Source organism: Thiohalophilus sp. (genome assembly GCF_031581315.1).
GTDB lineage: Bacteria > Pseudomonadota > Gammaproteobacteria > UBA6429 > Thiohalophilaceae > Thiohalophilus.
Genome location: NZ_JAVLAZ010000008.1, coordinates 1 through 11,213 on the forward strand (window position 1 = coordinate 1; position 11,213 = coordinate 11,213).

Sequence of the window (11,213 nt, forward strand, 5' to 3'; positions counted from 1 at the left end):
TGGATCGGCCAGCTGCTGGAGCAGGCCCTGGGCGCCGATGCCACCTCGTTACCCGAACCGGACTTTCGCCAGCTTGGTGTAGAACTTAAAAGCCTGCCGTTGAATGCCAGCGGCCAGCCACGTGAATCAACCTATGTCTGCACCGTACCGATGAATGACACGCAGCAGCTAAGCTGGGAGCGCTCCTGGTTACGCCTCAAATTGCAGCGGGTATTGTGGGTGCCGGTCGAAGCCGATCCCGGCATCCCCTTTGCCCGGCGGCGCATCGGCACGGCCCTGCTCTGGTCTCCCACGGCCGAAGAGGAATCCCTCCTGCGTGATGACTGGGAAGAGCTAATGGAACTGATTTGCCTCGGTCGCTGGGAAGAACTCTCGGCCCGGCACGGTCAATACCTGCAAATTCGCCCCAAGGCCGCCCATTCTCGCGTGCTCACCGCCGCCCACGACAGCGACGGCAACCTGTGTCAGACCCTGCCCCGTGGGTTTTATTTGCGCACCCGTTTTACCGGGCGAATCCTGGAACACCATTATGCCCGCGCCTGAGCGCGCACTCAGGAATCGCGCCGCATTGCCGATAACCATTCAGGTCAAAAATATTTGAGCAACTCATTCACCACTGGCCCAGGCTGTCTATGAGCGGACTGAAACACTGGATTCATCTTATCGAGCAGCAGGAACTGCCGATTTTTCGCTACACCATCAATGCCATCAATAACGTCGTCAGTGACGAAGACAGTTCCACCGCCCGTCTGGCCCAGGTCATTCTGCAGGACGCCTCGCTCACCGCCCGCATCCTGAGGATCGCCAACAGCGCGACCTATAACCCGACAGGCTCGCCCATCAACACGGTCAGCCGTGCGATTGTGTTTATCGGATTTAACATGGTCCGGGATCTGAGCCTGACACTGGCGGTGATCGAAGCCCTGCTCAATCGCAAAGGCCAGAAGCATATTTTTCGACTCATGGCCCGTGCCTTTCACGCCGCAGTGCAGGCGCGAGCCATGGCGATTCAGCGTGGCGATGATGCGCCGGAAGAAGTATTCATTGCAGCGCTGCTCTATTCCCTCGGCGAAATGGCTTTCTGGTGTGTTGCCGGTAAGGAAGGGGAAGAGATTCTCGCACTGATAGAAAAAGAGGGACTGTCCCCCAAAGCCGCTCAAAAACAGGTGCTGGGCTTTACCTTTGAGCAGCTTACCGTGGCACTCACCCAGGACTGGCACCTGAGTGATCTTCTGCACAGCACGATCAACAATCCTTCCCTGAAAAATCCGCGGGTTCGCGATATCAATGACAGCCAGCGACTGTCGGCCGAAACCGAAAAAGGCTGGGACAGCCGCGCTGCACAAAAAAGTATTGAACAAATCGCACAACGCCTGGAGATGGAACCCCGGCCGGCACGTGAGTGGCTAAAGGAAAACACTCTGGATGCGGTGGAAATTGCCCGGCTGTTCGGTGCCGGCTCGATTACCGAATACCTGCCGATCCCGAATCCCCGACCTTCCGGCGAGGAAGAGACGCCGGCGGATAAGTACCCTGTCGCTGATCCGGTCCTGCAACTGAGTATTCTGCGCGATCTGTCACGCATGCTGGAGAAGCAGCCCAATCTCAATCTGATTCTGGAAACGATTCTCGAAGGCATCTACCGCGGGTGCGGCATGGATCGCACCCTTTTCGCCCTGCTCACTCCGGATAAAAAACAATTACGGGCCAAACATGCTCTGGGTGAGCACAGTCAGCAGTTTACCGAAGAATTTGTGTTTAACCTGAATGACACACCTTTTTTCAACTGGTTATTCCGACAGAACGATGCGGTCTGGATCAAGGATGGCAAGGCAAAAGCTGCCGAATCGCCGTTAACCACCGCCTTTCTCGCCGAGGTGGGCACCCGGGATTTTCTGGCCTGCCCGTTATCCATCAAAGATAAACCTATCGGGATACTCTACGCCGATCGCGCCCCGAGCGGCCGCAAGCTGGACTCCGACACCTTTGAAAGTTTTCGTCACTTTTACCTGCAGGCTAAAATGGCGATCAATTACATCTCTGGTTCCGGTTGATGTGCCTTTTGTAAAATACCATCACAGCCCCGGGCACAGGTTCACGGGCAAACCTGCTAACCGCGGAGCCTTTTCGATTTCACGGATAATCGCCTGACAGATATCGTGTCATCACCCATAAACGGCGGTCGCTGTAAATTCCACGGGCTAACCTTTATAATTATCTTCTGATACAACCGATACACACAACGAATGCGCGGGAGTTCGCAATGAGTGAGTTTGATATTGATGAGGCCATGTTCGGCAACCGGGCAATGGCTTCGAATCCTGAAATGTCACTGGACGATCAACTCAAGCTGCATCAACAGCATGTTGCCGAATTACCGGACACGGCGTCCGGGCTGGATCGGGCCCGCGCCCGGCTCGATGTCGCCGAATTGCTGCTGGCGCTGGAGCGCAAGGAAGAGTCCTGGGCAGAAGGCCGCGAAATCATCCAGACATTTTTAAACAATGAAGCCTGGCAGGAAGCGGTGGAAACCTACAATGTCCTGTTTCAGTGCGAACAACCGGCATCGCTTTCGGCGCTGGGGCAGGGTGTCTGGCTGGCGGTGACCTTTCCCATCATGCCCCAGACAACCATTACCATGCTCAACCACATTATCGATGAAACGCCGGAGGATTCCGATGGTGCCGCCGTGGCAGCGATCACCTCCCATTACATCGCCGACCTGCGGGCACCGGAAGACAAACATGAAAGCCTGACATTCCTGACCTCCAAGATTCTGGCGGACGTTGCCCGGCGACACAGTAACGTCGAATCCCAGGAGCAGATGGATATGTGGATCAAGAAACTGGAGCTGGAGGATCCCAAGGCCTTTTTGCCCCGGCTGTCCACGGTGATCGATGTACTGGTGCAGGATGACTGGTGGTTCGATCGCGAAGCGGTACGGGAGAAGTTGCCGGTGAACTGACTGTTCTGTTGTCCGCGATGCCGGAAAACGAGCCGGGACGGCGAATCAGTTGCTATCCCCCGCCCCGGCGCGAGCCCCGGCCTGAGTCCCGGCACTTTGCGCCCGCAACCGGTCGTGTCGATCCACAATAATCTGATTGCGTCCCAGTCGCTTGGCCTCATACATCGCATCGTCTGCCCGTTTGAGCAGTGACTCAACATCATCATCCTCTTTCAGCAAGGCCACGCCGGCCGAGAAGGTCGGTGTCGAAACATCAACTTCGCCACAATGACATATCGTGTCGGCAGCTTTTTCCTGTACCTTGCGCAGCGCTGACAGGACCCCCTCGAGATCCGTGTTGGGCAGGATCACGGCAAATTCCTCGCCACCATAACGCGCAACCATATCGTGATGCCGGAAGGTGGTCAGGATCCGGTCTGCATAGCAGGTCAGCACCGTATCACCAACCGCATGGCCGTATTCATCATTCACAGCCTTGAACGAATCAAGGTCCAGCAGTGCCAGTGCCAGCTGAAAGCCATAACGTTGTGAGCGGCCCATCTCATCCTCGAGGCGTCGCATCAGGGCCCGCCGGTTGGGCAGGTCAGTCAGTTCATCGGTCATGCTCAACAGGCGCACCCGGGCAAGCTCCTCGCTCAGGTTCTGACTGTCGGTTTCAATCATCTTCAGATATTGCTTGGCTTCGGCCAGTTTACCCAGCAATCCCTGGTATGCCCCGCCAAGTTTCGCCACGTCTTCCATCAGGCTCTGGCGTAGCAGGTTTATATCATCAATTTCCTCTGCCTCTGCCAGACCCAGCTTGACGTTCTCCAGCATATCGCCGAACTGTTTGTTCTCGTCAATCGTCTCCTGTATGTGCTGCATCAGCTTGGCCTGAACTTTTTCCGCCTGACGGTGCTGACTGCTGAGGTATTGACGATATTTGGAAGCCAGTTTCTGTTCTGTTGACTGATCGTTATGGGGTAACAATTCTTCAATCAGGTTCTGAATCAACTGGCGTTGTGATTCGTGTTGCGGTGGTGGGGTTTCCTCGTGCTCTTCTTCCTTTACCGGCTGTTTGGCAGCTATTTCCCCAAGTGCGGTATCATTACCATACTCGTCACTATAATAAGAGAGCACCGGTTCCAGGGCTCGACGCAATACGGCCTCGTCGATCAGCTCCATACGGGAGATATGCAGAGCATACAGATCCATATGCCGTTGCAACTCTTTCAGCTCATGACTGCTGTGAGGCAGCTGCAGCTGCTTTTGCAACAATTTGACATGCAAGTGCATTGAACTTCCGGGACTGAGATGCTTGGAATAAACATCCAGCAAGGAACGTAACCAGAAGCGCAGGATTTGATCGCGATTGTTCTGTTCCTGCTCATGCTCTGTCAGCATGCGTTCCACATGCTGATAGAGCACCATGCCCGCCGTTGACGACTTGAGATCATCAAGCAGGTTTAAAATGCGGTCGGCAGAACCGGAAGAGACAGAGGTTTTTCCCCGATCACGGTTTTCTCCGGTCAGCGCATCCGCCCCTTTGTTATCAGATGCTGACATCACCGTTCCTTGTCTGTCTGGTCTTGCTTTATTTATTATTTATTCTGATTTGCCAAACAATCTCACCGGGCCGGCACGACTCTGTTAGCCGAAACAACATGCCATTACTGAATCGGGGGAAAACAGTCAGTTGGCCAGATGATTTACTAAAATTATCTGATCCCCCTATTTGGCGCAAGCAGTTCTTTTTCCATACATTCTGCCGGATAGCTGATGGTGATGATTTAGTGTTACAAGCACTTAGATTGACATTGTAAACAGTTTGTTTAATTGTGGCTTCTAACAAACTGAGTCGAACAATACCTCATGCGTCAAAACCGCTATACTGGGCTAGAGATTTAGGGGTTTTCCCTTACCCTGTCCGGAGGTGTACCATGCCACGATTATTTTTGGTGTTTCCCCTGCTTGGATTGCTCGGCGCCTGCCAGGCACCGCCTTTCTCTCCCGACTCGCCGCTGACGGCAGTGCCGGTGCAGTCCACCCTGATCCTGCATGAACCGCTGACACTCCCGTCCCGGACTGTCAGTCTCTGGTTTCAAAATGGTAAGCAGCAACCGGAAGCGAATCTGGATCGCTATTATCCGCATTGCAAATTCGAGACACTGCGCATGCAGGACGCTCCCAAAACTGTTGAGCCCGATAGCTTTATGATCCACAAGGTTGTACGCTGGGATGACTACGCCATGCAGCCCGTCCGGCTGGCAGCAAGCCGGTTAATATCCGGCCTCATGGCGGGTGACAGTGATGGCGGTCCCTCACACGTCAACACCACGACCGAAATGTTCCTGCGCTCCGCGCGTCAGCCTGATGTCTATCGACTGATCTGCAGTCAGTGGGAGGATGCGGCCGAAGCCAATCATGTCACTATCAACCAGATGCGTCGCGTGCTGGGCGAAACATTCACCCTAAAATTACCCGAAGAACGGTCGATAAACCCGGACAGTGACTGATTAACCGGCAGCATCAGCAACATGACCAGTATTAAAGTCTTCCCGGATGATCGCGGCACCCAGAGTCTGCGCGCGGATAATTTGCGCCCGCAGGCCACGGGACCGGTCACGGCCATCACCGGCGCGCGCGCCTTGCAGACCGGGGAAACACACCAGCCCCCGACACCCCGGTTGCGAATCGCCCATCCTCGCATTCGCCGTCGTCTCCTGTCCGAGCGACGAACCCGGCCCGATCGACGACGGCATCAGGAACGCCGTCGCAATAACCGGCCGGTCATGCTCGATACCCGCAGTCAGCACGAACGCCGACGCCGCGCCGGACGCCGACGCAGCGATCGGACCTCCCGTCCTGTCCAGCACGGTATCGATACAGAAGTCTGAACGGACACCTAATCGACAAACGGACCCCTTTGTTGAATCGGTTCACCGTGAGGCCGTCCCATCACCAGCATAAACCGACTGTCCTGCTGCCCTTTCACTGCCAGCTCGGACAACGTTTCGAAGAACAGCGCTTGCCCCTCTTCCAGTGATTGACCATTGACCTCAATAGCGCCTCTCATCACATATACCAGCCCCCGAAAACCACCCGGGACGGATTCAACATACTGTCCCGCGGCGGGTAGCTGGACATCGTAATAACGGATATCGGTTTTGATTTGCAGTGGCGAGGACTCACCGACAATAATTCGTACCTTTGCGTCGTCCACCTGCTGCACGGGAATCGACTCACTATCGACCTGTTGATAGCCGGGCTCGATCTGCTTGAGTCGTTGCGGCAGGTTGATCCATAGCTGAATACCGCTGCTTTCGCCCTGGCTCGACGGCATTTCCGAGTGTTCAATCCCGCGTCCCGCGGTGAAGCGCTGGGCACCACCGGCCGTGACTGTGGATTGGTTACCCAGGTTATCCTTGTGTTCCATGCTGCCACTGAACATATAGGTAATCGCCTCGAAACCCCGATGTGGATGGGTCGGAAAGCCATTACCCGGTTCAATGGTGAAGTGATCCCACAGGACAAACGGATCATAGTTCATCATGCGCCGCGGGATCGGAAATAGCCGCAGAACCTCGGCGCCATCACCCTCCTGCATCAACAGCGTATCAGTCACAAACAGGGATTGTGCACTCATCTCGGCTCTCCACGGTTGTGTGGCTGTAATAAATCCTGCTCCGGCCCTTTGGGCACGATGCGGGTCGGGTTCAACTCGACATGACTATAATAATAGTGTTGTTTGATGTGCTCAAAGTTCGTGGTATCGGCAATACCCGGTATCTGGTACAGCTCGAGCAGATAGTTGAACAGATTCGGGTAATCGGCAATGCGTTGTCGATTACATTTGAAATGACCAACATACACGGCATCAAACCGCAGCAAGGTCGGAAACAGCCGCCAGTCCGCCTCGGTAATCCGGTTGCCGATCAGGTACCGGTTTTTCGCCAGGCGCTGTTCCAGTTCATCCAGTGCATCGAACAGGCTGTCAAAATTTTTCTCGTAAGCCGCCTGGGTGCTCGCAAAGCCGGTACGATAAACCCCGTTATTGACGGGCTCATAGATCTGTTCATTGAGTTCATCGATTTCACTTCGCAGAGCCTCGGGATACAGATCCACCTCCTGGTCGGCCCACTCATCAAACGCCGTGTTGAACATGCGAATGATCTCCGCCGACTCGTTGTTGACGATAGTCTCGCGCTGTTTGTCCCATAGCACCGGCACGGTCACGATACCGCTATAGTGGGGTTCGGCGCGGGTATACAGCTGATGCATGTACTCATGCCCATACAGCGTGTCGCCGGTGGCCCCGGGATAATCACGAAAGTCCCAGCCTCTGGGTCCCATATGCGGATGCACCACCGAAACGCTGATGAGATCCTCCAGTTTTTTCAGCTTGCGAAAAATCAGGGTTCGATGTGCCCAGGGGCAGGCATAGGAAACATACAAATGATAACGCCCGGGCTCGGCCTTGAATCCTTCCCCGCCGCCAGGACCTTGGGAACCGTCGGGCGTCACCCAGTGACGAAACTGCGAATCCTGGCGCACGAACTCGCCGTCTTCGGTTTCGGCATCGAGCCAGTCCTCATGTAACTGGCCGTTTATCATCAAACTCATGGCATTCCTCGCATGCATTGTTGCTGTGCGTCATTGATTATAAAAAGGCAAAAGTGTCCGCAAATAAACGCAAAGAACGCTAACAATCCTTTTGCAATTGCGTTCATTTGCGTTTTTTGCGGATCATCGAGCATAGCCAGTTTATTTCCTGTCCAGACTGACAGGCCCGGCACCGTGCGCCGCCAGCACCAGCAAGCCACCGGCCATCGCCAGGTTCTTCATGAACAGGATCGACTGCATCTGATCGGCCAGGTTGCTGTGGAAAATCACCGCCGACAACACCGAAAACGCGGCCAGGGCCCAGGCGGCCCAGCGGGTCTGCCAGCCGATGATCAGTGCCAGCGCGCCACCGATTTCCAGAAGAATGACCAGGGGCAACAGCATCCCCGGCACCCCCATCGATTCCATCCAGCCCTGGGTGCCGGCATAACCGCTGATCTTGCTGATACCCGCCAGTAAAAAGATATGGGCCAGCAGAAGCCGCCCGACCAGTGTCTGATATTTGTCCATCTCGCTTTCCTCACTCGTTGTGTTAGCCAGTGGAAGTACCATAGCCCTCAATAGTTCGATAAAAAAGTCGAAAAATACACTCGAATATATCTAATTATCTGATATATTTACGCCATGCGCGCTCCCCGTATCAGCCTGGATCAATGGCGGGTCCTGCAGGCCATCGTCGAGCACGGCGGTTACGCCCAGGCCGCCACCGCCCTGCACCGCAGTCAGTCTTCCGTCAGCTATGCCATCAAACAGTTACAAATGCAGCTCGGGGTGTCCTTGCTGGAAGTGCGCGGGCGCAAGGCGCAATTGACCGGGGCCGGCGAGGCGCTGCTGGGCCGTGCCCGGCAGCTGCTGGCGGAGGCGCTGGCCCTGGAAGATCTGGCCCATCACCTGGAACAGGGTTGGGAGGCGGCGATCCGGCTGGTGGTCGACGCGGCCTTCCCCTCAGACCTGTTACTCAATGCTCTGCAGGCCTTTGCCCCGCAGGATCGCGGCACCCGGGTACTGCTGGAAGAAGTGGTCCTGTCCGGGGCACTGGAGGCCCTGGAGCAGGGTCAGGCCGATCTCATCATCGGGGCCGAGCTGTCGTCAGCCCGCCTGGCCGATCCGCTGCTGGAAATTGAATTTGTGGCCGTCGCCCAGCCCGATCATCCCCTGCACGGGCTGGGGCGCAAACTGAAGATGGCCGATCTGGAAAAAGAGATGCAGGTGGTGGTCAAGGACTCGGGACATCAATCACCGCGCGACTTTGGCTGGCTGGGCGCCGAACACCGCTGGACCGTCAGCAGTATCGAGACCGCCGTCACCACGATTCGCCACGGACTGGGTTACGGCTGGCTGCCCCGACACCAGATTCAGGCCGAACTGCAAAACGGCCAGTTACTGCCCCTGCCGCTGGCCACCGGCCAGACCTACCGCACCCATCTGTATCTGGCCTTCGGCCAGGAACATCCCGGCCCCGCGACGCAGTTACTGAGTGACCTGATCCGGGCACAGGTCGACAGCTGGCGGAATCAGTCGCCTTTCTGATAGGTCCCGACCAGTTCGGCATGGGCGAGAACATGATCCTTCATCGCCGCCAGCAGCCGGTCCTTTGTCGGGTTATGTAGATCGGACAGCACGGTATCCAGGGCGTACAGCTTGTGAAAATAGCGGTGGCGGCCGATGGGCGGACACGGACCGCCGTAACCGGGCCGTTTCCAGTCATTGAGCCCCTCCAGGGCGCCTTCAGGCAGGCCCGCCTCGCGAAGGTTCTCCGCCAATCCCGTACTCTCCGGTGGCAGGTTATAGAGCACCCAGTGGACATAGACCATCTTCGGCGCCTGCGGATCCGGCGCGTCGGGATCATCAACGATCAACACCAGACTGCGGGTGCCCGGCGGCATGTCGGACCAGGTCAGGGGTGGAGAGATATCCTCGCCCTCGCAGGTATACTTGCGCGGAATGGTCTGTTGATCGGAAAACGCCGTAGAACTCAGTTTCAGACTCATGGTGACACCCCCTTGCTTATCCCCAAGTATAGAAGTGATCCCGTCAGAGGAAACTCACCATCAGCAATGGCGCGAAGGCCTCTGAATATCAAGCTCCGAATACCTGAGTTTGTGAACCTTGCGAGGTGGCTCATGCCTGCCTGGGCACCCATTAAATATCTCCCTCTCTGCCACACAGCCACATCCTCGTCACCGACGGCACTGGAAGTGCGCAGGTTATCTGTCGCCTGGCCGGGTATTCAGGTCGCTCGTTTCTGGTCCATGAACGCCGAGATTTCGGCGATGGTCTGGTATTCGAACAGGTCCACCACATCGATCAATCCCGGATGCCTGTCATCGATACGCTGATGAATTTCGGCCAGCGACAGGGAGCTGATACCGACATCGAAGAAATTATCGTGCAGGTGCAGCGGCTTGTCGGTCAGCACCTCGTCGCAAATCGCTTTGATTTCCCGCTCGGTCGGGCTCAGATCATTATCCTCACCGGCATGGGCGGTGCTATCGAGTTGTTTCAACTCCTGCAGCACGCTGTTGTATTCGCCTTTGAGATAATCATCGCCCAGCAGTCGGCGTTGCACCTTGCCGCTGGTGGTTTTGGGAATGCGCTTGACCGGAATCACATGCGCAATATCCAGCCCGGTCTGCTCGTTGATGATATGGGTCACTTCCCGGGCCAGGGGTAAAAACCCGTCCAGGTCACCGCGATAGAGGATAAAGATCAGCAGTTCATCTTCCTGCTGTTCGGGCTGGCGCACGCCAAATGCCACCACCTTGCCCAACTCGAGTTTGTCGCATTGCAGAGCGATATGCTCAATATCATGGGGATAGTAGTTCAGACCATTGGCGAAGATGATCTCCTTGGTCCGCCCGGTGATTACCAGCTCGTTGTTCCCGGTCAAAAAACCCTGATCGCCGGTATTCAGCCAGCCCTCGCCAGTCAGCGCCACATGATTGGCCGCCTCGTTGCGATAGTAGCCGGCGGTCACACTGGGCCCCTTGATCTGGACATCGCCGATATGATCCGCGGGTAAAGTTGCATTGCTCTCGTCGGTAATCTTGATCTGCATATCCCGCACCGGCGGGCCTTCGATCGCAAAGCTGACCGCATCGGGATGGGTCCTGTCGACATAGGTGATCTGATCATCGAGCCGCAGCTTGTGGCGATCCAGATGCACGGCGCGGTACATTTCCCCTTGCGGCGGGAACGCCACCGCCAGGGTCGCCTCGGCCAGGCCGTAGACAGTAAACATCACCTCGCGTTTGAGGCCGTAATCCTGCATCGCCTCCAGGAACTGTTCGATCAGGGTCACGGAGATCGGCTCGGCGCCGTTGTACAGCACCCGGACATGGGACAGGTCCACGTCCTCAAGTTTTTTGTCGCCCAGCGCCTTGAGAAAATGTTTGTAGCCGAAGTTGGGGGAGCAGAGTACCGTGGCTTTTTTCTCGCTGGCCTTTTGCCACCAGATTAGCGGCCGACGGCTGAACAGATCGGTGGGAATCAGACACTGGCTCATGTTGCAGGCCACCATGTTCAGATGAAAACCGATCAGCCCCATATCGTGGGTCAGGGGCATCCAGCTCAGGCTGATATCGCTATCGGTATAACCGGCCCCTTCGGCGATGGCATTGAGGTTGGTGAGAATATTGCGATGGGT

The 11,213-nt window shown here is 56.1% G+C and carries 12 protein-coding genes; 6 read left to right on the forward strand and 6 right to left on the reverse strand.

From position 1 onward, the window contains the following. The 3 genes from mutH to RI563_RS01890 all read left to right on the forward strand — a co-directional run. Nucleotides 1–543 (forward strand): DNA mismatch repair endonuclease MutH (mutH, locus tag RI563_RS01880; protein WP_310692646.1); only part of this gene is annotated, 543 nt, incomplete at its 5' end. Nucleotides 544–632: 89 nt separating this feature from the next. Further along, nucleotides 633–2,054, forward strand: a complete 1,422-nt coding sequence (locus RI563_RS01885) for an HDOD domain-containing protein (RefSeq protein ID WP_310692647.1) — start codon at nt 633–635, stop codon at nt 2,052–2,054. A gap of 209 nt (nt 2,055–2,263) precedes the next feature. Further along, nucleotides 2,264–2,965: a hypothetical protein gene (locus RI563_RS01890; protein WP_310692648.1), complete on the forward strand. Its 702-nt coding sequence runs from the start codon at nt 2,264–2,266 to the stop codon at nt 2,963–2,965. Nucleotides 2,966–3,010: 45 nt separating this feature from the next. Here RI563_RS01890 and RI563_RS01895 read toward each other — a convergent pair whose 3' ends face one another. Beyond that, nucleotides 3,011–4,510: a GGDEF domain-containing protein gene (locus tag RI563_RS01895; RefSeq protein WP_310692649.1), complete on the reverse strand. Its 1,500-nt coding sequence runs from the start codon at nt 4,508–4,510 to the stop codon at nt 3,011–3,013. 374 nt (nt 4,511–4,884) lie between these two features. Between RI563_RS01895 and RI563_RS01900 the strand changes: the two genes are divergently transcribed. Next, a complete protein-coding gene (locus RI563_RS01900; protein WP_310692650.1) occupies nt 4,885–5,460 on the forward strand; it encodes a hypothetical protein in 576 nt (191 codons plus the stop codon). 21 nt (nt 5,461–5,481) lie between these two features. Next, complete coding sequence (locus RI563_RS01905; RefSeq protein WP_310692651.1) at nt 5,482–5,841, forward strand: hypothetical protein; 360 nt, start codon at nt 5,482–5,484, stop codon at nt 5,839–5,841. Between the two features lie 8 nt (nt 5,842–5,849). Here RI563_RS01905 and RI563_RS01910 read toward each other — a convergent pair whose 3' ends face one another. From RI563_RS01910 to RI563_RS01920, 3 genes are all read right to left on the reverse strand, one after another. After that, entirely contained in the window at nt 5,850–6,590 is a 741-nt protein-coding gene (locus RI563_RS01910) for a pirin family protein (RefSeq protein ID WP_310692652.1), read from the reverse strand. Beyond that, on the reverse strand, nt 6,587–7,567 hold the full coding sequence (locus RI563_RS01915; RefSeq protein ID WP_310692653.1) for a glutathione S-transferase family protein: 981 nt from the start codon (nt 7,565–7,567) through the stop codon (nt 6,587–6,589). The genes RI563_RS01910 and RI563_RS01915 overlap by 4 nt, the downstream gene beginning before the upstream one ends. Nucleotides 7,568–7,708: 141 nt before the next feature. Then, the gene (locus RI563_RS01920; RefSeq protein ID WP_310692654.1) at nt 7,709–8,077 is read right to left on the reverse strand and encodes a DoxX family protein; all 369 of its coding nucleotides are present in this window, start codon (nt 8,075–8,077) and stop codon (nt 7,709–7,711) included. 114 nt (nt 8,078–8,191) lie between these two features. Between RI563_RS01920 and RI563_RS01925 the strand changes: the two genes are divergently transcribed. Continuing rightward, nucleotides 8,192–9,097 carry a LysR family transcriptional regulator gene (locus tag RI563_RS01925; protein ID WP_310692655.1) on the forward strand — a complete coding sequence of 302 codons (906 nt, stop codon included), beginning with the start codon at nt 8,192–8,194 and terminating at the stop codon, nt 9,095–9,097. Here RI563_RS01925 and RI563_RS01930 read toward each other — a convergent pair. Together RI563_RS01930 and RI563_RS01935 are read right to left on the reverse strand one after the other, a co-directional pair. Further along, entirely contained in the window at nt 9,082–9,558 is a 477-nt protein-coding gene (locus tag RI563_RS01930) for a YbhB/YbcL family Raf kinase inhibitor-like protein (protein WP_310692656.1), read from the reverse strand. The two genes, RI563_RS01925 and RI563_RS01930, sit on opposite strands and share 16 nt — an antisense overlap. Before the next feature lie 239 nt (nt 9,559–9,797). Further along, nucleotides 9,798–11,213: non-ribosomal peptide synthetase (locus RI563_RS01935; protein ID WP_310692657.1), on the reverse strand; the 1,416-nt coding region annotated here is incomplete at its 5' end.

Excerpts from the sequence above, each read along its gene's own strand:
- RI563_RS01910 (WP_310692652.1), bottom strand. The coding sequence starts at position 6,590 with ATGAGTGCACAATCCCTGTTTGTGACTGATACGCTGTTGATGCAGGAG.
- RI563_RS01895 (WP_310692649.1), bottom strand. The coding sequence starts at position 4,510 with ATGTCAGCATCTGATAACAAAGGGGCGGATGCGCTGACCGGAGAAAAC.
- RI563_RS01925 (WP_310692655.1), top strand. The coding sequence starts at position 8,192 with ATGCGCGCTCCCCGTATCAGCCTGGATCAATGGCGGGTCCTGCAGGCC.
- RI563_RS01930 (WP_310692656.1), bottom strand. The coding sequence starts at position 9,558 with ATGAGTCTGAAACTGAGTTCTACGGCGTTTTCCGATCAACAGACCATT.
- RI563_RS01905 (WP_310692651.1), top strand. The coding sequence starts at position 5,482 with ATGACCAGTATTAAAGTCTTCCCGGATGATCGCGGCACCCAGAGTCTG.
- RI563_RS01915 (WP_310692653.1), bottom strand. The coding sequence starts at position 7,567 with ATGAGTTTGATGATAAACGGCCAGTTACATGAGGACTGGCTCGATGCC.
- RI563_RS01885 (WP_310692647.1), top strand. The coding sequence starts at position 633 with ATGAGCGGACTGAAACACTGGATTCATCTTATCGAGCAGCAGGAACTG.
- RI563_RS01920 (WP_310692654.1), bottom strand. The coding sequence starts at position 8,077 with ATGGACAAATATCAGACACTGGTCGGGCGGCTTCTGCTGGCCCATATC.
- RI563_RS01900 (WP_310692650.1), top strand. The coding sequence starts at position 4,885 with ATGCCACGATTATTTTTGGTGTTTCCCCTGCTTGGATTGCTCGGCGCC.
- RI563_RS01890 (WP_310692648.1), top strand. The coding sequence starts at position 2,264 with ATGAGTGAGTTTGATATTGATGAGGCCATGTTCGGCAACCGGGCAATG.